The following is a 26191-nucleotide window of genomic DNA, read 5'->3' as shown; positions in this document are numbered from 1 at the left end:
CCGGTTTTACAACTTGCAATCAATCTTGTGCATATTAACCCGTTGTAAAACAATTACGGAAACACTGCTATTACATTTAACCCGTTGGTCTTCCACCACCAACTATCGTTAAGTATCAGCAACGAAAATATCAGATCTTACGCTAGGTTGACAATAATTTAGTCACAATGAACTGTTCTAATAGAAAACTGTTAGAAGCACCGCCATGATCACAGCAGCTGTATACAAAAAAATTGAGGAAACCATTGCAGAAAAGAGCTATTGTTACATCTGCCTAAATATTTGAAATTAGCCAACGTTGGAAACCTGTCACAAATGTGACCGACAACAGTCATAAAGCTGAACTTGTCACGTTTACCCCTATTGAACTTATGAAAACGACCTTCTGCTCATTGTTTTAACATTTCACCTTGCTAAATATGATTGATTTAAAAACCATCTTGAACTAGTAATATGCGGACTTACCATGCTAATGTATTGTTTATGTTAACTTATTGAAGACCCATTTAGCAGCCGTGTAATACATATTGACGGAAATTTTATCATCAGGTAAATCCCTGGTGATAATACGCCCTTTTCATACCATGAGGATAGCTACCTCATGGCCACAGTAGGTACGCTTCCTACTGGTAGATCTCTATTCCCATAACTATACATACTGTCACCATGAATGCCAAACAGGACATAAATTCATTAATAGCCCTAATTGAACAGGTCAAAGACAGCAAAGAACAGGGTATCACCTTCATAACAGGTTCAGACAAATCCACCTTCTTATCCTACCACCAACTTTATCATAAAGCACTCAATTGGCTATACTACCTGCAGCAAAAAGGAATTAAAATAGGGGATGAACTGGTGTTTCAGCTTGACGACAATAAAACCTTCCTGGAGCTTTTCTGGGCCTGCATATTGGGCGGCATTATTCCTGTACCGGTCAGCATCACTTATCAGGGAGAGAACGCCTCTAAACTATCAAAGGTGATTGCTTTCCTAAAACATCCCTATCTGATTACAAAACGATCGAACTATGAAAAATTATCTATAACAACAGATGATAACAATACAGGGACTAATGGCCTGACCGACGTGTTATTTGTAGAAGATGGCGAACACCGGCAGGAGCAGGGTACTATACACCCCGCAGATGGTAACTCCATCGCATTTTTACAGTTTTCCTCCGGCTCCACCGGAAACCCCAAAGGAGTGGTGCTCACACACGAGAATTTATTAACCAATATTTTCGCAGCGATCAAAGCTCATAATACTGATAACGCAGATGCATATTTAAGCTGGATGCCGCTTACACATGATATGGGATTAATAGGATTCCATTTGTATCCACTGGGAGCAACGTGTAACCAATATCTGATGCCTACGGATCTGTTTATACGCAATCCCGTACTGTGGATGCAAAAAACCGCGGAGTATCGCGCAACAGTTACTTGCTCACCGAATTTCGGATATAAATATTTCCTCGGACAGTTTTCACCAGAGAGAGGCGCAGGATGGGATCTCTCTAATATCAAATGTATATTGAACGGTGCCGAACCTATATCCGCATCCTTATGTAGGCAGTTTATGAAGACCTTGGCACCATTCGGATTAGATCCGCTGTCCATGTGCACAGGATATGGCCTCGCAGAAGCCACATTACAGGTCACCTGGCCCGGAATACATGTACCTGTTAAAAGCGTTTTTGTAGACAGGAATGCACTGTCTGTAGGCTCTTTACTGACAGCAGAAAAAGTAACTACGCATACGATACCGGAACGCCTCGAAGTAGTCAATCTGGGTAAGACCATTGATGGCGTCAGTATTAAGATTGCAGACGAAAATGGCCTCGCGTTACAGGACCGCCACGTAGGTATCATATGGATCAAAGGTGCCGCTGTTACCAAGGGCTATTACAATAATGAAACCGCTACAGCCAATGCCATCGTAAATGAGTGGCTAAATACGGGAGATACTGGCTTTTTATTGGATAATTGTCTTTTTGTAGTCGGACGCGTAAAAGATATCATATTCGTAAATGGTGCCAATATCTATCCGCACGATATAGAACAGCTGCTGGAAGAAATACCCGGCATCGAAACCGGTAAAGTAGTAGCTTGTGGCATACCCGATGAACAAACAGGATCAGAAGCCATCGTAGTATTCATATTAAATAAGAACAGCAGAGAGAAATTTTACCCGATGATCCGGCAGGTAAAACGCCTGGTAGCAGCGCGTACCGGCCTGGAGGTAAAATATGTACTCCCCGTAAGGAAAATAACCAAGACCACCAGCGGTAAAGTCAAACGTTATGCATTCGCTGAAGATTTTCAAAATGGCATATATACCGAGACAATTAAAGAACTGGAAGCATTGGAGACAAGATCCAATGAAAAGCCGGCCTTATCTCCATCAGCCACACCGCTGGCAGTAAACAGATTGATCATCTGGTTGAGTGAATGGCTGAAAACAAAAATGCGGGTGACAGATGAAGAATTGGAAGAGCAATCCACTTTCGCTTCCTATGGCATGACATCTATACTGGCCGTAAATCTTGCGGCAGACTTGGAGGCCCACCTGCAGATACCGGTAGACAAAACAGTGATATACAATTACCCGCAGGTCAACTCACTGGCTAGCTACCTGGCACAACAACAACAAGAAACCAGGAATAATGATCGTCCGGAGCAGGTATCGCAGGTGTATAAAAAAGATACCCGCATCGCAGTAATAGGAATGGGATGCCGGCTCCCCGGTGGCGCTAATTCACCGGCTGCTTACTGGGAACTGTTAACAAAGGGAACAGACGCAGTAGTCGATACGCCGCCCACTCGCTGGAACGCACAGGAACACTACCATAAGGACCCGGAAACGTTAGGTAAGATGTATACCACCCAAGGTGGATTTATGGAAGAAGTAGCACATTTTGATCCGGCATTTTTTGGTATATCCAGACAGGAAGCTACCGGCATTGATCCCCAACAACGCCTGTTGCTGGAAGTCTGCTGGGAAGCATTGGAAAATGCAGGTATAGCACCGTCTACGCTAAGAGGCAGTAATAATGGCGTTTTCATCGGCATGTGTACAGACGATTATCAGCAACTAATATTGAAAGATGCCGATATTACCTACTTCAAAGATGCTTTTAGCACCTTGGGCACCGAACGTAACATCGCAGCCGGACGTATCGCATACTTTTTAGACTTCCATGGCCCGGTAATGCAATTGGATACAGCCTGCTCCTCTTCCCTGGTCGCAATACACCAGGCCTGCCTCAGTCTCTTACAGGGCGAAACGCCGTTGGCACTGGCAGGTGGCGTAAATCTCATGCTGACGCCGGATACCACCATAAAATTATGTCGTATCCGTTCTCTTTCGCCAACAGGTAAGGTAAAGGCTTTCGATAACAATGCCGATGGATACATTAGAGGAGAAGGATGCGGAATAGTCGTATTAAAGAGATATGAAGATGCATTAGCAGCTGGCGACGACATCCTCGCGGTCATCAAGGGCTCTGCTATTAATCACGATGGGCTCAGCAATGGGATCACCGCACCCAATGGCATCGCTCAGCAACAGGTCATAGAACGGGCGCTGTCCGTCGCAGACGTAGCTGCCGCAACAATAGAATATGTAGAAACACATGGCACCGGTACAAAGCTGGGAGATCCTATAGAAGTACAAGCCCTGGATGCTGTATACAGCAAGGATCGCCGGATAGATACGCCGCTGATATTAGGCGCCGTTAAGACCAATATCGGACACCTGGAGGCCGCCGCCGGCGTAGCCGGATTTATCAAAGCAGTACTGTGTCTACAACACCAATACATTCCATCCAACCTGAATTACCAGGAAGGAAACCACCTCATACCTTGGGACAGGCTGAAAACAAAGGTATCAGACAAAGGCAGGGAATGGCCGTCTGCGACCGGTATCCGCAGAGCTGGGGTGAGCAGCTTTGGATTAAGTGGCACCAACGCACATGTAATACTGGAAGCGATGGCAGGTGCTGCTGATCCTACATCTCCTGCGGCACCTGCATGGCCATCCTATCCGGTATTATTGCATGCAAAGAACGTAGCCGCCCTGTCAGATATGGCAGCCGCCTATGATAAATGGTTGGAAGGAAATAAAGCAGATATTGCCACTATCGCTTACAATACCATCTATACCCGCGATCATCAACCCTATAGATTAGCCCTTGCAGCGCGCAATACAGCAGATGCGCAGAGCCAGCTAAAAGCTTTCCTGGCAGCAGAGGAGACGCATCAGATACTATCGGGAACGATACTACGGAACGCAATAGCGCCTGTATGGCTGTTCACCGGCGGAGGATCTCAGTACCATGGCATGGGAAAGGAACTGTATGAACACCTGCCGGCATTCCGCCAGGTAATAGACCATTGTAACCAATACCTGATTACCCAATGGGAATATTCCCTGTTGGACCTGCTATATAACTGGGAAGAAAACGCCAGCAACCGGACCTTGCAACAGATGACTTATTTCCAGCCGGCGATCTACGCCATATCCTGTGGGCTGATAGCGGTCTGGAGATCCTGGGGCATCGAACCTTCTATGGTGGCAGGACATAGTGTCGGAGAATATGCTGCAGCATATGCAGCAGGCGTATTCAGCCTGGATGATGGATTGAGATTAGTTGCCGCAAGAGCTAGGTTAATGCAATCCATCAAAGAACCGGGTGCAATGGCAACTATTTTTGCCGCGGAACAACAGGTGACGGAGATTATCGCGCCTTATGGAAGATCACTGGCAGTAGCCGCTGTAAATGGCCCTGAATTAACCGTAATATCGGGAAAAAGTGAGGCTGTTAATGCGGTGTTGGAATCCCTGGAACCATTGGGAATAAGCGGGCGCACATTGCTCATCGCCCAGGCTTCTCATTCCCCACTCATGGAACCTATACTAGACGAATTCCTGGACATTGCCCGCACAGTAAAATATCATCTTCCGCAACTTCCCCTCGTATCTAATATCACCGGCCAGTTTGCAAAGGAAGAGATCACCCAACCAGAGTACTGGTGCCAACATATCGTATTACCGGTATTGTTCTCTCGCAGCATGGTCACCATAAAAGAGTCAGGTGCACAGATACTCATGGAACTCGGCCCCCAGCCTAACCTGTTGTCTATGGTGCAACTGACCGCAGCCTACGAAGAAGATAACCTGCTGGCCAGTATGAAAATGGGACATTCTTCCTGGGATACAATGATGCAACGCCTACTCTCCCTGCACATAAAAGGTGTTCCCATTAAATGGGAACAGTTTGTCGGAAAGGACCGGCCAGTACGCATCTCCTTGCCGACCTATCCATTCCAACGACAGCGTTATTGGATCGAAGCGTCAGCACCTGTTGTAAACAGCGCATCACCTTCTCTTTCATCCGCCTTATCATCACCTACCGTGGAGCATACTAAAGTTATGAACAAAGCACTGACTGCCGGGACCCCGGCCTTCGCCAATCCCAACCATCGCAACGAAGTATTGTCTTATCTGACAGCTACTTTCGGCAATCTGCTAAAGACACCTCCTGCGGAGATCAATATATACACCCGGTTCCTCGAATTAGGAGCAGATTCATTGATATTGTCAAGCGCAATAAGACGTATAGAAAAGAAGTACGATGTCAACTTCTCCATCCGGCAGCTTTTCGAAGAGTTAAATACACTGGATCTGATGGCGACCTACATAGCTGACCGTATACCGGTAGAAATCCCAGCCTTACCCGTTACGGAGACCGTGGCACCAGTTACACAGCCTGCTATCGCAGAGATCAGCACCGCTCCGGAAGTAACACCTTTACCACCATCCACACACCCGGTTGCTATCGCAGGACATACCGACCTGTTGCAAAAGCAACTTGAACTGATGTCTTCACAACTGGAAGTACAGAAAGAGATCATGAGCCAACAGCTCAGATTGTTATCAGCACAGGCGCCGGCGCCTGTACCAGCAACAGGAACGCCGCTCAATACTCCCCAACAACCATTGGCCGGCACCGTTAATGAAAACAAAGGGCTGAAAGCAGACCCTTTGTTAGCCGGGAAAGCAGCAACAGCTGTTGTCAATAGCTTGTCTAATGGCAACGCGCATCCCAAGCTTTCGGCAACGCCTAAACCCCGCGCATCCATTTTTCCCAAAATGGAAACAAAACCGGGTGCCGCTAACTTGTCGGATAAACAACAAAACTATCTGGACACTTTTATCGAACGATATATCAATAAAACAAAGGCGTCAAAAGCGCTGACACAACAATACAGGTCCGTATTGGCAGACAATCGTACATCAGCAGGATTCCGCTTTTCAACAAAAGAAATACTGTATCCGATCGTCGCCACCGCCGCATATGGATCTAAGATCAGGGATATAGATGGCAACGAATATGTAGATCTGGCAATGGGTTTCGGCGTTAATCTGTTAGGTCATCAACCTGCGGTTATTTCCAATTCGCTTGCCAGCCAATTACAACAAGGATACCCACTCGGCCCGCAAACACCTATGGCAGGTAAAGTGGCAACACTTGTTGCCGCACTGACAGGAATGGAGCGTGTAAGTTTCCACAACTCCGGTACCGAGGCCGTCATGACAGCAACACGTTTAGCACGGACAGTAACAGGTAAATCCAAGATCGCCGTTTTCGCCGGATCTTACCATGGCCACTTTGATGGTACACTGGCTGCTCCCGTCGATATCGAAACGTCTCCAGAAAGTGTACCAATGGCTCCGGGTGTCATGGATAGCATGGTGTCGGACGTGTTGGTGTTTGATTATACCAACCCAAATGTAGTAGACCAGGTTCGCAGGCATGCACACGAGTTAGCTGCCTTGCTCGTAGAACCAGTACAAAGCCGTAAACCCGGATACCAACCGGCCCAACTACTGGCCGCATTACGTAAAATGACTGCTGAAGAAGGGATCGTGCTCATATTTGATGAGATGATCACCGGCTTCAGGATACATCCCGGTGGCGCACAAGCCCATTTTGGCGTTACCGCAGATCTGGCCACATATGGTAAGATTGCCGGTGGTGGGCTGCCTATTGGTATCATCGGAGGTAGAAAACAATTCATGAATGCCCTGGATGGTGGCTATTGGGAATATGGAGATCAGTCATTCCCCGAAGCAGATACCACCTTCTTCGCAGGCACTTTCTGCAAGCATCCGCTGAGCATGGCTGCCACCCTGGCACTGCTGGAAGAACTGCAACGAAGAGGGCCGGCCTTACAGGAAAAACTGAACCTCCGCACCTCCCGCCTGGTGAATGATATCAACGCATTCTTCAAAAAGAATGCAGTACCAATGGAGGTCAATAATTTTGGCTCGCTGTTCTACTTTAATATCAACAGCAATATGGACCTCTTCTTCTACCACCTGGTAGAGAAAGGAGTATACGTATGGGAAGGACGCACCTGCTTCTTATCCGATGCACATACAGATGAGGACATCGATTTTATCGCACGTGCAGTAAAAGATAGTATCAGGGAACTACAGGAAGGTGGCTTTTTACCCAAGCCCCCGCATGCACCTGTCGCAGATGGACGGCAGGCAGCCTTGCTGAACAGCACATTGCCAGAAGTAGAAGCGTTTATACGCCCCCGCAAGATACCTCTGTCTTATAACCAGGAGCGGATGTGGTTCATAGATCAGCTGGAAGGCAGCATACAATATCATGTACCCGTGGTATTTAAATTAACTGGATCATTACAGGTGCCGGCATTGCAACAAAGCCTGCAGCAGATCGTGAACCGGCATGAAACATTACGGACCGTCATCGCCAGGGAAGGAGATGCTTTATATCAGGTAATAGGAGAAAAAGACAGATGGACATTGGAACAATTAAATGTGGCAGAAGAGGATGACATAGATACCGTTATAACCGCTTTGATCAACAAACCTTTCGACCTGACCGCAGACCATATGCTGCGTGCGCATTTGCTACAGTTGCATAGCAAGGAGCAATGGCTCCTCATCACCATGCATCATATCGTCTGTGACGACATCTCTGCTCTAGTATTTTTTAACGAACTGCCAGACTTATACACAGCTTACAGCAGGGGAGAAGAGCACAACCTGTCTCCTCTTTCTATTCAGTATGCAGATTATGCCGTTTGGCAACGTAAATATGTAGCCGGCCATTTCCTCGATACCCAGCTCTCATATTGGAAAGATCATCTAAACGGCGTACTGCCTTTGGAAATACCTGCCGATTATGCCAGACCAGCCGTAAGAACCGTTAATGGTCATGTCGCCACCTTCCACCTCGGCAACACACTGGTACAGGAACTGAAAAAACTGAGTAGACAGCAGGGTGTCACTTTGTACATGACATTACTGGCAGCATTCAAAGTGCTATTGTATCGCTACAGCGGACAAGAGGATATCTGTGTAGGAACACCAGTAGCCGGTAGGGCTAAAGAAGAAATGGAAGCACTGATAGGTTTCTTCGTCAACACCCTGGCATTGCGCACACAGCTTTCACCGGTACAGAACTTTACAGAACTGCTGCAGGTCGTACGGCAAGAGGTACTGACCGCATTTGAACATGCAGAGGTACCTTTTGAGAAGGTAGTGGCAGCAGTCGTAAAAGAACGCGACTTAAGCCGTAATCCACTCTTCCAGGTACTCTTTTCTTTGGAAGATGCTCCCGAAGCATCCCATTTGAAGCTGGATGGTATCATACTGGAATTACAGCCATTTAAACAGACCACTACACAATTCGATCTGGCATTTGCATTGTCTGTCGACGAAAAAGGCCTTAACGGCAAGATTGAATATAGCACCGATCTGTTTGATATCACAACAATCGGGAGAATGGCGGTACATTATGAACAGCTGTTGCATGCTATCATTCAGCATCCTGATCACAGAATAAGAACATTGCAGATAACCGATAGCGAAGAATATAACCGCATAGCTACATTCAGTGTCGCCTCCGGAAACGTAGTTAAAGATTCCTCCGATACGCTCGTGTCCTTATTTAAAAAACAGGTGGCTCGTACGCCTGATCAACCAGCACTCGAATTACAAGGCCAACAGCTAAGCTACCGGCAGCTGGATCAACGCTCGGACAGCGTAGCTACATTATTGATAAAAGCAGGGCTCAACGGGAACGATCCCGTCCCGATCATCATGAGCAGATCCCGGGAGATGGTGATCGCTATCTTGGGAATACTGAAAGCGGGTGGTGCATATGTACCCATAGATCCCAAATATCCGGCTGGCCGCATTAAATATATACTAGATGACATAAGCGCCGGTATCACGCTGGCAGACCGGGCCGCTGCCGAGATGCTGCAATCATTAACAGAAAACATACTGGTAATTGATGAACGTTCAATGGGAATCGAACAGGTGAGTAAACCGCTCGATTTACCCGTAGCGACGGATATGGCCTATATCATCTATACCTCCGGATCTACCGGCAGACCTAAAGGTGTAATGGTAGAGCACCACGCTGTAGTAAACCTTATACATGCACAACACAGACAGTTCAATATAACCGAAGAAGAACGTATCCTGCAGTTTTCAAACTATACATTCGATGCATCGGTAGAACAACTTTTTCTGGCATTGCTCAACGGAGCGACACTAGTACTCTTACCGGAAGAGATACTGCAGGATAACAGGCAATTTGAGCAGTTTATCAATGAAGCGCGTATCACACACCTGCACGCCACCCCTGGTTTCCTCGAACATATACATCCGATGTATGGCACTGCCTTAAAAAGGGTCATCGCCGGGGGGGATCTTTGCAAAAGAGAATTGGCAATACGTTGGAAAGGAGTGGCAGACTTCTATAACGAATATGGCCCGACAGAAACCACCGTCACCGCAATAGAGTTCTTAAGCGCTGCTACAGTACCACTCTTAGATGGCGCCTTACCAATTGGGCGTCCCTTAGCTGACGTCAGTGCTTATATACTGGATGATGAAGGCAACCAGTCACCTGTCGGTATATCGGGAGAACTATATCTGGGAGGTGATCAGGTCGCCAGAGGATACTGGAAACAACCGCAGCTCACAGCAGAACGGTTCATAACAGACAAGTTCAGCCAATCCGCCAATGCAAGATTGTATAAGACCGGAGATATCGCCCGTTGGCTACCCGATGGGAACATCGTCTATCTCGGCAGAAAAGATGATCAGGTAAAGATTCGTGGATATCGTATTGAACTGGGAGAGATCGCAAGTGTGCTCGAAGAAATGAATACCGTACAGGAAGCAATTGTATTAGCCAAGACCGATAGCACGGGCGACAAACAATTGGTAGCCTATCTGGTAACCAATAAAGGTTTTGAAAAAGATGCCGCAATATCCTGGCTAGCGGCAAAACTGCCCGAATATATGCTACCTCGGGTTTTTGTCCAGCTAGAGCAGATCCCGCTGACCGCCAACGGAAAGATAGACAAAACACAGTTGCTTTCACTGGATATCAGCAAACTCCGTATGACGGAATATACCCCACCACGGAATGAACTGGAAAAAGCATTGGTCGCTATCTGGACTACGCTCCTTGAAACAGAACGGATAGGAATTCATAATAACTTCTTCGAATCTGGTGGCCACTCCCTGCTGGCGATGAGGATGAGAGCTCTCTTACAAGACCAGCTACAGATAGACGTGCCCGTTCGCACCCTCTTCACCTATCCCACTATTGCAGGCCTTGCGGATTATCTGGCTGATTCATCTGCCCATTTTTCATTACCACCGATCCCCCCTGCCACCCGCCCGGAAAGGATACCATTATCTTATAACCAGGAACGCCTTTGGTTCATAGACCAGGTAGATGGTAGCCTGGCTTATCATATGCCGGCGGCGGTCTCCCTGGAAGGAGCACTGGATATTACCGCCTTGGAAAATGCATTTCGTACGATCATAACACGCCATGAGGTATTACGGACCGTCTTCAAAACCGAGGCTGGAGCGCCCTGCCAGCATATATTATCTGCCGAAAACTGGCAGTTGCATCGGCTGGATATCTCCGCGTTTACACAAGATACGGTCGCTATACAACAACAGATCGATCAGCTGGCCAGCCAGCCTTTCGATCTGTCAAATGATTACACCCTCCGGGCGCACCTGCTGCAACAGACAACAGATAAATACCTGCTGGTACTCACATTACATCACATAGCAGCTGATGGCTGGTCTACGCCGATCCTGTTCCGGGAACTGCAGGCGCTATACCAGGAGTATACCACCGCTCAGCCGGCCAACCTGCCGGCTCCTCCCATCCAATATGCCGACTATGCCATTTGGCAACATCAACATATCAATGGCGAATGGATGGAACATGGCCTCGCATTCTGGACAAAAAACCTTACAGGGACGGAGATATTACAATTGCCAATAGATTATCCAAGACCGGATGTTCAGAGCTTGCGTGGCAGCACTCATCGTTTCCTGTTAAATAATAGCCTGTATGGAGCGTTGAAGGCCTTATCTGTGCAAGAAGGAACAACCTTGTTCGTTACCTTGCTGACAGCCTTTAAAACATTATTACACCGCTATACCGGCCAGGAAGATATCATTGTCGGCACACCGGTGGCAGGACGCTCGCAGGAAGAATTGAATAATGTCATCGGCTTTTTTGCCAATACCGTCGCTTTACGCAGTGACCTGCGCCAAGATCCATCTTTCTTAAACCTGCTGCAGCAGGTAAAGGAAAATACCTTGTCAGCACTGGAGTACCAGGATATCCCTTTTAAGAAAGTGGTGGATGCCGTGAGTATCGACAGAGACCCAGCCTACAGCCCGCTATTCCAGGTAATGTTCACTTTGCAGCATGCTGCCGATCTCCCGGAAGGAACATCACTTGGGAGCGTTAAAGTAATACCTCGCAGGGTAACACAAGAGACCAGCAACTTCGATATTACTTTGTTGATAACAGAAGCCGATGATGTATTGTCCTGTACGATAGAATACAGTACCGCTCTTTTCCATCCGGATACGATCCGTCGTATGCAATCCCATTGGGAGTTGTTGCTGCAAGGTATCACTCAATCCCCCGGGGCTCGTATAAGCACTTACCCGATAGTAGGCAAAGCAGAGATGGCAGTCCTTCATCGGCAACATTTGTCGTCAATACCCATTCCTGCTGATGATCAGACACTGGCGACATTATTTGAAGCTCAGGTACTGCGTACAGGAGCGGCAGTAGCTGCCGTATATGGTGATCACAGTATTACCTATGCCGCACTGAATACTGCGGCGGATGATCTTGCCCACTATTTACAGACATCCGGTATTGGCGTTGGGTCCCTTGTACCCGTATGTATGGAGAGAAGCATTGGCCTGCTGACGGGCATACTCGCTATTGTGAAAACAGGAGCCGCCTATGTGCCTATCGATCCTGAATATCCGGCAGAACGCATCCGCTACATGTTAGAGACATGTAAAGCCCCCTTGTTAATAACCCATAGCAATCATCAGAAGCTATTCAGTAACATAGCTGCAAGCGAACTGCTCCTCATAGACAGGTTTGAATCCAATGTAACAAAGCAACCAATAGTAGCTGTTAAAAGAGCTATAACCGATTTGGCATATGTGATCTTTACCTCCGGCTCTACTGGCCTGCCAAAAGGCGTAATGGTGCCGCATAAGGGGGTGATCAATCTGGTCAACTGGCACCAACAGGCATTTTCCGTTGATACAGCAAGTAAAGCAACCGTTGTCGCCGGTGAAGGATTCGACGCGATGGGGTGGGAGATATGGCCTTATCTTCTCGCCGGCGCTACCTTATACTTCATTCCCGACCAGCTCAGATTATCCATGTCCCACCTGGCAGCAACGATCGCCAATATGGGTATCACTCATAGTTTTCTACCTACCGCCCTGGTACATGAGTTTATCGGTAGCATGCAAGGACGTACCGCTGCACTGAAGTACTTGCTGACCGGTGGCGACAAGCTCTCAGCAACCGCCGTTAACGGGCTCGACTATAAAGTTGTTAATAACTATGGCCCAACAGAAAACAGCGTAGTGGCCACCAGTTATGTGCTGACAGATAGAGATGCACGGCATGCCCCTCCTATCGGTACCCCCATCAATAATGTGCAGGTATATGTACTGAACAACGCTCAACAATATTGCCCCGCCGGCGTCGCAGGAGAATTGTATATAGGAGGTATACAGCTGGCGGATGGCTATCTGGAGCAACCTGCCCTGACAGCCGCGGCGTTTATTCCGGATAAATTCACAGGCCATCCGGGTGCTAAACTCTATAGAACAGGAGACATAGTAAAATGGAATACACAGGGTCAACTGGAATATGTAGGTCGTAAAGATACGCAAGTCAAGATACGGGGATATCGCATAGAGCTGGGAGAGATCACTTCCGTACTCCTGCAATACCAGCCCGTAAAACAGGCCATTGTAATAGACCGTACGGATAACAGGAATGTAAAACGGCTGGCTGCCTACATAGTAACAGAAGAAACATTGGATATCGCTGCGGTGACCACATTTTTGAGATCACGCTTACCGGATTATATGCTGCCGGCATGGTTCATCTCACTCGACGAATTACCGCTGACGGCTAATGGAAAGATTGACGTGGCAGCCTTGCCAAATCCTGGACCACTAAAAGATAACACAAAACAATTTGTACCGCCTGCCAATGAAACAGAACAGATGCTGGTAAACATTTGGCAGGAACTATTGGGCTTGGAACAAATAGGCGTATATGATAATTTCTTTGAATTAGGTGGAGATTCTATTATCACTATACAAGTAGTCAGCAGAGCTAAAAGAGCCGGATACGATCTGCATCCCAGAGATCTCTTCATAAGACAGCATATCAAAGGACTGGCATCTCTGCTGGATACAAGAGGTAGTGAAAGCAATAGGGGAGAACAGGGCTTGCTGACAGGCGTTAGCGGCCTGTTACCTATACAACAATGGTATCTCGGTCAGCTAACAGATACCCCCCGGCATTTTAACCAAAGTGTAGTGCTTAATCTGGATAAGCGAGTGCCTGCAGGAATAGTAGAGAACGCGATAAGTACCCTCGTGTCTCGGCATGACGCACTGAGATTTAGCTACAAACCAACCGAAACAGGGTGGCAACAGACATATGGTAACGACAACCACGGCTGGGAGCTGGTAGACCTCTCCCATATTGCACCCGCTCTGCTAGGCGACGCGATCGTTAAACATGGTAATTACTATCAAAGACAAGTAGACATCAGCGACGGAAGCATGATGATAGCGGTAATGATAAATACACCCGCCGCGGAAAAATATAACCGGCTGATGCTTATTATTCATCACCTTGCAGTAGATGGCGTCTCCTGGAGAATATTATTGGAAGAGCTGAATATAATACTCAATAACACGGGTCAGGAAAATAACGGACTGCTGGATAAAGGGTATTCCTATCGCCAATGGCATAACGCACTAACAAACTATAGCCAGCTGCAGCGGCTAAAAGATCAACTGCCCTATTGGCAACAACTGGTACTGACATATCAGCCGCTGACAACAGATAAAACATCACCGGCGACCTTGACCTATGCAGACTATGGCACCATAGAGGCAATACTCGATGCACAACTTACTACCGATCTCTTACTGCATACATCGAAAGCCTACCGTACAGATGTAAATGACTTGCTACTCACTGCACTAAGCCTCGCCTTAAGTACATGGAGTGGAAGGGAGAAAGTCTATATCGGCCTGGAAGGTCATGGCAGGGAAGAGATAGGAGTAGACGTAGATAGCAGCAGAACAGTAGGATGGTTCACTACCTTGTACCCGGTTGCATTGACGATGGATGCCAATCAAACACCAGGCAACCAAATAAAGTCAGTGAAAGAACAACTGAGAAAGGTGGCAGATAAAGGCATCGGTTTTGGTGTGTTGAAGCACCTGCTTCATAGTCCGTCTTTACAAGGACAAGATCCATGGGACGTGGTATTTAACTACCTCGGCCAGTCAGATCATATCCTGGGACAAGGAGAACTGCTTAGCCTGGCACCCGAGACCGCAGGAGAAGATGTGGACCCGTTACATAGCACTACCACCCGTCTCGCGCTGGATAGCGTGGTGACCCGTGGACAATTAATGCTCACCTGGCGCTATAGTAAGCACCATTACGATCAGACAACAATAAACAATATCGCCAATGCATTCACTCATTGGCTGAATATACTGGTAGATCATTGCCGTTCGGTTAAATATAATGCACCGACACCAGCCGATTTCGACCTGGGCGCATATATGACTTATGACGAATTGGATGCTTTCCTGGATGAAATAGACAACGGCACTCCCAGGCGAACACAGGTGTCTGCAGTCTACCGGCTTAGTGCATTACAGGAGGGGATGCTCTTTCACAGTCTGTACGACAGTGAGAGCGGCACCTATGTCGAGCAATTTAATGCCAGGTTAGAAAAGCTGGATGTACCGGTATTTGAGGAAAGCTGGCGCCTGTTATTACAACGGCATACCATTTTACGTACAGGATTCTCATATGACAGGTTCAGTATCCCCGTGCAATACGTGTATCGGGAGATACCACTGTTGATGCACGTACATGACCTCCGTCAGCAGCCAGCAACAGCTTGCGAAGCATTTAAACAAAAAGATCGCCGGGAACCGTTCAACCTGAACAGCGCTCCGCTGATGAGATTTAATCTGTTACAAACGGGCGACACCACTTATGAATGCTTGTGGACCTTCCATCACCTGCTGATCGATGGCTGGTCTATTCCCGTGTTGATAGAAGAGCTGTTGTCAATATACGAGGCATTGATACATGGCAAACTACCTGCTGCCATAGAAGAAGACAAATACGAAGACTATATCCGCTATCAGCAGCAACAGGACAAAGAAAAGGAAACTTCTTACTGGCGTACTTATATGCAGGGAATAGAAGGTGGCACCTTATTGCCTTTTATCGATGCAACAGCCAACAGGAACACAGGAGAAGGGATATACGAGGACTTGCAATTACCCCTGACGTTGGCAGAAAGCGAAATAATCCTTCAATACTCCCAACAACATCATATCACGTTGAACACCCTGATGCAGGGGGTATGGGCTTACCTGCTGTACCGGTATACAGGTAAAACACATGCCTGCTATGGCGTGACCGTCGCAGGTAGACCCGCCGATCTGCCACAGGTAGAACAACGGGTAGGCCTTTATATTAATACATTACCCCTACATGGCCATATACAACGGACAGATAAAATCACAGCATGGCTCTTACAACTACAGGATGAACAGCTGAAAAGCCGGGAATACCAATATGCGGCTTTGAACGAGATAAAAAAATGGACAGCGATAAGCGGTGACCTGTTTGATACGCTGCTCGTGTTCGAAAACTATCCCGTTAGCAAGGTGATCACCGCCCAGCCGTGGGCCCTGGAAATAGTAGCGCCTGCTTTGCAGGAGCATACAAACTATCCCTTACAGGTAACAGTGGAACAAGCACAGCATATCCATGTCTCTTTCCGGTATAATCAGGATCTGCTGAAGCACCATTATGTACAGGCGATCTCCGGACATTTCAGAAATACCTTGTTACAGGTAGCCAATGGCGCAGATACATGGGGAGATATTGATATGCTTACACCGGAAGAAAATACACAGTTACTGCAGCATTTTAATGATGTAACAACGCCATACCCTGCGGATCAGACATTGGTACAACTGTTCGAACAGCAGGTACAACTACGCCCTGATGCTATAGCAATTTCCTTCGGTGATACATCGCTTACATATCTAGCCGTCGATCAACAGGCAGATAGATTGGCGGCCTGGCTCCGCAGCCAGGGTGTCGGAAAGGATGTACTGGTACCGCTTTGTATCGAACGCTCACCTGAAATGATCATAGCCATTCTGGGCATTGTGAAGGCTGGTGGGGCATACGTACCTATCGATGTCACCTATCCGGCCGAACGTATCGCCTACCTGATAGAAGATACCGCCGCTAAAGTGATCGTGAGCAGCAGAAAGTCCAGGCATTGTATACCGCACGATCCACAACTGCAGATCATCACATTGGAAGATGAAATATTGTTGACAACTGCCACCGGCATAAAAGTACCCGTGCCCGCCCCGGACGATCTTGCATATGTGATTTTTACATCTGGATCTACTGGCAAACCCAAGGGAGTGATGGTAGAACATAAAGGCATGCTCAATCACTTGTTTGCCAAGATCAATGACTTACAGCTGGACCATACCAGCGTGATCGCCTACACCGCTTCCTATACATTTGACATATCAGTATGGCAAATGTTTGCAGCATTGCTGTGTGGGGGTCGCACCGTGATATATACTACAGACGATATCCTACGCCCGGTAGCCCTGACTGCTTCGGTCGATGCAGAAGGCGTCACTATCCTGGAACTGGTGCCGTCTTATCTTGCCTCCTTGTTGCACGAGGAACAGACAGCAGTGATGCAGCAGCTGAAATACCTGCTGGTCACAGGTGAAGCAGTAAGCCAGCCGTTATTGGCACAGTGGTTTGGTCATCCTCACTACAGGCATATCCCGGTAGTAAATGCATATGGCCCTACAGAGGCTTCCGATGATATCTGCCACCACATCATGTATCAGGCGCCGGATACGCAGCTGGTACCGTTGGGTAAGCCCATCCAGAATATGCGCATATACATACTGGACGAAGCGGGCGCATTATGCCCCCTAGGAGTGGCAGGAGAGATATGTGTAGCAGGAGTAGGAGTATCCAGAGGATACCTGAACAGGCCCGAACTGACAGCAGAGAAGTTCATCAAAGATCCGTTCAGCAATGACCAGCATTCACGTCTATATCGCACCGGTGATCTGGGTACCTGGCTACCGGATGGCACCGTCGCCTATTTTGGCCGCATAGACGAACAGGTGAAAGTAAGAGGATATCGCATCGAATTGGGCGAGATAGAAAGCATCCTCCTTCAACACGAAGCCGTCCGTGAAACAGTAGTAGTGGCAAAAGCCGATGAAAACGGCAATAAACGGTTGATCGCCTATGTGGTAGCTGCTGATACCCTAGATACCGTAGCAGTAATGACTTATCTGAAAGGAAAGATGCCGGAATATATGATCCCGTCCTGGCTGATACAGCTGGAGAAACTACCGCTGACAACCAACGGCAAGGTGGATAAGAAGGCATTGCCGGTACCTGATATGAAAAACCTGGCAGACAGCTATGTAGCTCCCAGGAACGACATAGAACGTACCCTCTGCCGGATATGGGAAGAACTGTTGCATGTCAGCCCCGTCGGTATATCCGATAACTTCTTTGAACTGGGAGGAGACTCCATCATAACAATACAACTCGTCAGCCGAGCCAAACGCGCGGGCTATAACCTGCATCCGCGTGATATATTCCGTCATCAGCAGATCAGTAGCCTCTCCTCGTTACTGCTCACTGGCAATAAAGCAATCATCACCACCGAACAAGGCCTGTTGGAAGGAGATAGCAGACTACTGCCGGTACAACAACACTTCTTCGAAACAGTTGGCGTAAATGCAGACCACTACATCCAGGACGTACTCCTGAACGTACAAAAAGAAATAACAGCAGAACAGCTGTCCACCGCCATACACGAACTGCTGCGCTTCCATGACGCGCTTCGGTTTAAATACACTTTCGCAGCAGACAACTGGCACCAGGAATATGGACAGTATACCGGAAGTGTCGAAGTGGTAAATCTGGGCACTGCTACTCCTGCCAATTACAGAGAGCAACTGCTGCATCAGGTACATAAATATCAGCTTAGCCTCGATATAACAGCGGGCATAGTATGCCGGTTCGTACTCTTCCGGACGCCTGCCGCCGAACAATACAACCGGTTGCTGATCGTCGTGCATCACCTGGCAGTAGATGGCGTATCCTGGCGCATATTGACGGAAGATCTTAACAACTTGCTGAAAGGCCAAGAAACCCTCGCCACACAGCTAAAAGGAACCTCTTATCGCCAATGGAGAACAGCACTCGAACAGTATGGACAACGCAAGTCTACATGGGCTCAATTACCCTTCTGGAAAAAAGTAACCAGCGCCTATCAGCCACTACGGACAGATAACAGGTACGATATGCCGGTAACAACCAGCGATATTATCCTGCACGAGACGACCATCGCAGAAACATATACCACCCGCTTACTCTATGATGCCGGCAAAGCATATAATACCGGCGTAGAGGAACTGTTGCTGACAGCCTTGGCGCTTACCTTGTCCGCCTGGAACAGTCGCGCAGTGGTGAACCTGGGACTAGAGGCACATGGTAGAGAAGATATTGCACCCGATGTAGATAGCAGCCGTACCATTGGATGGTTCACCTCCCTATACCCAGTAATGCTGACTGTCAAACAAGACCTTACCGCAGCAGATGCTATCAAATCCGTTAAAGAACAGCTGGGTAAGATCACAGATAAAGGGATCGGATATGGTGTGTTGAAATATATCAACCAGGAAGAAACACTACAGGGACATCAACCTTGGGATGTGACCTTCAACTACCTGGGACAGATCGATAACATGCTGCAACAGGATACCATATTGAGCCTTGCAGAAGAAACCACTGGCATGTCATCCGAAGCCCGGATAAACGTACCAGACAAACTCATGATCGACGCCAGCGTAAGCAATGGAAAACTGATCATCCAATGGCGATACAGCAAACATCATTTCAGCGTCGCGGGCATAACAGATCTGAGTGAACATTTCAACAACCACCTCATACAGTTGTTGGACCATTGCGCCAGCCAGCAACAACCAGTCCCGACACCTATGGATTTCAGACTGGGTGATGTGATCAGTTACGAAGACCTGGATAAGTTCCTTGATACACCTTTCAATGGTGCACCCCGACGCAACCAGGTAAATGGATTGTTCCGCCTCAGCAACTTGCAGGAAGGCATGCTGTTCCATACATTGTACAACCCGGATAGCATTACCTACCGCGAACAATTATCTGCTGAACTAAGCCTGCTGGATACCGGCATCTTTATACGCAGCTGGGAATTGTTACTGGATCGCTTCAGTATCCTGCGCAGCGGCTTCTATGTAGAAGATTTTAGCATACTGGTACAGTGCGAATATAAAAAGGTTCCGCTGCCGGTTACCATACTTGATTACAGCGCGATGGAGGAACAACAGCAGCAGGAGGCGGTACGTGCATATGAACAAATGGACCTGCAACGGGGCTTCGACCTCGAAAACCCACCGCTGATGCGTATCAGCTTGATCAAAACGGCAACAGCAAAATACCGGTTGCTCTGGACCTATCATCATATCCTGCTGGATGGCTGGTCGATGCCTGTTCTAATGGAGGATCTCCTGGATACCTACGAAGCGCTGGCCGCTGGTAAACAGGTAGAGGTGGGGCCGGTAGACAGGTACGGCGACTATATACATTATCTCGGAAACCTCGATGGCGAAGCCACCAAAACCTACTGGCAACAATACTTGTCGACACTAACCGCTCCCACTTTATTGCCGTTCATAGGTAACGCAATAGATAGGACACGTGCCGCAGGAAAACAGGAAGTAGCAACCTTGACACTCGACAACCAACTCACTACCGCCGTCAACAGCTTCGCCCAAAAAGCGCATATCACACAGAATACCCTGATGCAAGGCATCTGGACTATACTACTATCTAAATACAGCGGTCGCCAGGATGTAACATTTGGCGTTACCGTATCCGGCCGGCCGGAAGATATGCCAGGCGTAGAACAACGGGTAGGACTATACATTAACACGTTGCCATTACATCAATACCTGGATGAACAACAGCATATAAATGACTGGCTGCTGCAACTGCAGGAGGCCCAGCTGCAAAGTAGAGAACATCAATACACTGCACTTAAAGATATACAGGGATGGATAGGCATCACCGGCGACCTGTTCGATACCTTAATGGTATATGAAAATTATCCGGTCAACGAGGTATTCAATGCACGCCACTGGCAGGTGAAGATCAATGATCTGCGTTTCCACGAACAAACCAATTACCCTCTCAGCATCATCATCGCTGCCGCAGATAAGATCGATATCGGATTCCATTATAATAGCGACTTGCTGCAGGCTTACTACGTGGAGCAAATGCTGGCGCATTTCAAAGAGATATTGACACAGATCATATCCGGTACGGCCAGGCAACTCAGAGACATACAAGTACTGACCACTGCACAGCAACACCAGTTACTGCATACCTTCAATAATACCGATGCCGCCTATCCTGAACAAGAGACAATTCTTAGCCTTTTCGAAAGACAGGTGAAGGCATGCCAGGATAACATCGCCCTGACGTTCGAAGACCGTACTATTACCTACGCTGAACTGAATAGGCAGGCCTCCAGCCTCGGTAGCTACCTGATCAGCAAAGGAGTACAACCGGAACAACTGATACCGATCTGCGTAGACCGGTCGCCTGAAATGATAATAGGTATTTTAGGCATCCTCAAAGCAGGCGCCGCCTATGTACCTATCGATCCTGCTTACCCTGAAGATCGCATCGCATTTATTCTAAACGATCTTGCAGCAAATATTTTGTTAACAACACAGGCATACAAAACATCCTTCGACCAATGGTTCCCTGCAGTAGAAAAAATATTACTGGATGACCACTGGCAACAGATACAGGCCGCTGACCCGTCTATCACCGCCAATATATTACCGCACCACCTGGCATATATTATCTATACGTCCGGCTCTACCGGGCAGCCGAAAGGGGTAATGATAGAACATCGTAACATCGTCAGGCTGTTTGAAACAGACAGACCCTTGTATGATTTTAATGAAAAAGATGTCTGGTCACTATTCCATTCTTTCTGCTTTGACTTCTCCGTGTGGGAGATGTATGGCGCATTGTTCTACGGTGGTAAAGTCGTGATCGTACCAGGCAACATTACCCGGGATACGGCTGCATTCAGCGAATTGTTACATAGGGAAGGGGTGACCGTCCTGAACCAGACGCCTACCGCTTTTTATGTGCTGCAGGATGCTTTGATAGCCAATACACGATCCCTGCAGGTGAGGTATGTGATCTTCGGCGGTGAAGCACTCGACCCGGCTAAATTAAAACCCTGGTCGCAGCTATACCCCCACTGCCGCCTGGTAAACATGTATGGTATCACAGAAACCACCGTACACGTCACCTACCAGGAGCTGGGTGATGACCAGCTGAACAGCCGCAGCCTGATCGGCAAACCCATACCAACACTCCGGGTACATATCCTGGATAACAACGGACAGCTGGTACCGGTAGGCGTTGCAGGAGAAATGTATATTGCAGGTGCTGGTCTGGCCAGGGGATATCTCAATCGTCCTGAACTAACCGCACTCCGCTTCGTACCGGCCATATATGGCACCGATCACACCGCCCGCTGGTATCGGTCCGGAGACCTCGGTCGCTGGCTTCCTGATGGTACAATAGAATACCTGGGCCGTATCGATGACCAGGTAAAGATACGTGGCTATCGTATAGAACTGGGCGAAATAGAAAGCAAACTGGCACAATGCCCATCGATATCACAGGCCGTCGTGCTTGCCAAAACCGATGGTGCAGGCAATAAGCAACTGGTAGCTTATGTCGTTCCTAAAGCAACCTTCGATAAAATAACCGTTCAATCCTGGCTGCTGGAAAGACTGCCTGAATACATGGTGCCAGCATTATGGATCGCACTGGAAAGTATTCCGCTCACGGTAAATGGGAAAGTAGATAAAAAAGCACTTCCCGAACTGGATGCACAGATACTGGCTACCAAAGCCTATGTTGCGCCAGCAACACCAGCAGAACACACACTGGTACATATCTGGCAGGAACTCCTGGGCATCGCTAATATCGGTGTCCATGATAATTTCTTTGAACTGGGTGGACACTCCCTGTTGGCTACCCGCGTAGTTGCGGCTATCAGACGGGAACTCGAAACGGACATCGCCATCCGTGACCTGTTCACCTACAACACCGTCGCAACACTGGCGGCTCGTATTACAGAACAGGAGAGAACAGTAGCACTGCCACCAGTAACATCCAGGGCAGAAAACGCCCCTGCGCCGTTATCCTTCAGCCAGGAAAGACTATGGTTCATCGACCAGCTCGAAGGTACTGTACAATATCACATTCCCATTGTCGCCAGGCTCAAAGGTAAACTGGATAAAAAAGTGCTTTCCCGCGCATTGCAACAGCTGCTGCAACGCCATGAAGCACTGCGTACAGTGATCGTTACACAGGGCGATACCTTACTACAACAGGTGAAAGACAATGCCGGTTGGGAAGTACAATTAATCAACGTACCGGAGTATAAAAAAGACGAAGCCGCACTCCGGCAATACATACAAAACCTGATAAGCCAACCTTTCGACCTGCAGACCGATTTCCTCTTCCGCGCACACCTCATCGCCTCCGGTAGAAGTGAACACATATTGGTACTGACCATGCACCACATCGTCTCCGATGGCTGGTCGATCGGTATCCTGGTAGAAGAATTGGCCGCATTGTACAACGGCCTGCTCAATGGACAAACAGATATACTACCGGCATTATCCGTACAATATGCAGACTATGCAGCCTGGCAACGCCGGCACCTCGGTAGTGTTATCGATCAACAATTGTCCTATTGGCGGCAGCAACTGGCCGGCGTCACCGCCTTGCAGCTTCCACTCGACTTCCCTCGCCCCGCTATACAAAGTATCCGCGGAGCCATGCTCACCACCCAACTGGATCATACGCTGACCGCCCGCCTGAAACAACTGGCAGACAAAGAGGGCGTATCACTGTATATGACCTTGCTGGCAGCTTTCAAAGTACTGTTGTATCGTTATAGCGGACAGGAAGATGTCGCAGTAGGAAGTCCCATATCCGGTCGCACCCGGCATGAAGTAGAACACCTGGTCGGTTTTTTTGTCAATACCATCACCTTACGCAGCCACCTGAAACAGGAAATGACCTTCACCAGCCTGCTGCAGCAGATGAAAGAAACCACCTTACAAGCCTATGAACACCAGGATGTGCCGTTCGAACGTATCGTAGAAGCAGTGGTCAAAGAAAGGGATACCAGCAGGAACCCGCTGTTCCAGGTAGCTTTCGCACTACACAATACACCGGAAATACCAGCTTTGCAATTGGGCGATGTACAGCTTACCTCTTATGACGCCGAACACAACACCGCAAAGTTCGATCTCACCTTCTCGATGGTAGAATCCGACAAAGGCCTCGATCTCGATATAGAATACTGCATAGACCTCTTCCGGGAAGATACCATCCGGCGTATGGCAGCACATTTCTACCAACTGCTACTGTCCATCACCGCCGCACCGGCAACCACAATAGCTCAACTGAACATCCTTGGCAAAGAAGAACAACAACTGCTGGCAGCAACATTCAACAATACTGCCGTAGACTATCCGCGTGATAAAAATATCGTAGACCTTTTCAGCGAACAGGTACAAGCCTCCCCCGATGCCGTCGCAGTGATCTTTGAAGGATCATCGCTTACCTACGGCGAACTGGATAAACGCGCAGACCAGCTGGCACATTACCTCGTACAAAAAGGGGTTACACCAGAAACATTGATACCCGTTTGCCTGGAACGGTCTTTGGAACTGATGGTCGCCATCCTGGGTATCCTGAAGGCGGGTGCAGCATATGTGCCGGTAGATCCGGACTATCCATTGTCCCGCATCCGGTATATGTTGGACGACACCGCTGCCAATATCATCATCACCGCCGATAACTATCGGCAGCAACTCACAGACATCGGCAGCACAGTGGAATGGATCTACCTCGATCGCCTCGCAGCAACCCTGGAACAGTGGGAAACAAAACAACCGCTGCCTGCTGCGGATCCCGGTCACCTGGCTTATATCATGTATACGTCCGGCTCTACCGGCCAACCTAAAGGAGTGATGGTCACCCATCGCAATGTCACCAGCCTGGTAAAACAGCCAAATTACACCACACTCACAGCATCCGATACGATCCTCTCCGCAGGATCCCTGTCATTCGATGCAACTACCTACGAATACTGGGGCATGCTCCTCAATGGTGGCAAACTCCTCATGATGGCAGAAGATACCTTGCTGGATACCGCACTACTCAAAAAAGTGCTCCATGAAAAAGAGGTGACGAGAATGTTCTTCACGACCGGATGGTTCAATCAACTGGTAGAAACAGATATCACCGTATTCGAAAAGTTATCAGCTGTACTCACAGGTGGAGAGAAAATGTCGGAAAAGCACGTCGCCGTGTTCCGCCATACATACCCGCATATTGAGATCAGTAACATATACGGGCCTACCGAAAATACTACCTTCTCCCTGAGCTATAATATCAATGCCAGAGGACACAAAGAAAGTACACCTATTGGTATCCCGCTTAACAATCGCCAGGCTTATGTGCTCGATGCCTTACAGCAATTGGTGCCCGTTGGCATACCGGGCGAGATTTATGTAAGCGGGGAGGGGATCGCCAGAGGATACCTGAATAGAGCAGCCCTGACAGCAGAGAAATTCCTGCCTAACCCGTTTGTCAATACACCGGATGCCCGCATGTATCGCACCGGCGATCTGGGGCGATGGCTCCCAGATGGTAGCATCGAATACCTCGGTAGAGTAGACGACCAGATCAAGATACGCGGCTTCCGCATTGAACTGGGCGAAATAGAAAGCACTGTGGAGAAAAGTGACATGGTCACAAGGGCCTTCGTCATCGTCAGGAAAAATAAAAGCGATCAACCTGAACTCATCGCATATGTACTACCCGCAGAACATTTCGATAAAGGCGCACTTCTGGCATTCCTGCGTAGCAACCTCCCCCAGTATATGGTGCCCGCATTGCTGGTACCTGTCTCATACTTCCCGCTCAATGCCAATGGTAAAATCGATAAAAGCGCTTTACCTGAGGTTAAGGAAGATGACCTGGTACAACAACAATACATAGCGCCATCCACCCCGGCAGAGAAAACCCTGACTGCCATCTGGCAGGAGCTATTGGGTGTATCATCCATCGGTATAATGGACAACTTCTTCGAACTGGGCGGCCATTCTCTCCTTGTCACCAGGGTGATAGCAGCCATACGTAACGCCTTCGGAATAGAAGTGCCGGTACGGATCATATTCCAGCTCGCCACCATAGAAACACTGGCCAGGTACATCGAAGTAAGCCAGGAAGAACTGAGCCCCGTAGATGAAGACTCCCAAACTTTCAGAATCTAAA

Annotated in this window: 1 protein-coding gene; it reads left to right on the top strand. The window is 48.2% G+C overall.

All coding sequences use genetic code 11. From position 1 onward, the window contains the following. Positions 1 to 666 precede the first annotated feature (666 nt). Positions 667 to 26190: a non-ribosomal peptide synthase/polyketide synthase gene (locus KTO58_RS11450; RefSeq protein WP_225860201.1), complete on the top strand. Its 25524-nt coding sequence runs from the start codon at positions 667 to 669 to the stop codon at positions 26188 to 26190. Position 26191: the final 1 nt, after the last annotated feature.

The organism is Chitinophaga pendula (assembly GCF_020386615.1).
Lineage (GTDB): Bacteria > Bacteroidota > Bacteroidia > Chitinophagales > Chitinophagaceae > Chitinophaga > Chitinophaga pendula.
This window is presented reverse-complemented; position numbering and strand designations above follow the sequence as displayed.

What these genes read in the sequence shown, in the direction of transcription:
- KTO58_RS11450 (WP_225860201.1), top strand. Translation starts at nt 667, where the DNA reads ATGAATGCCAAACAGGACATAAATTCATTAATAGCCCTAATTGAACAG.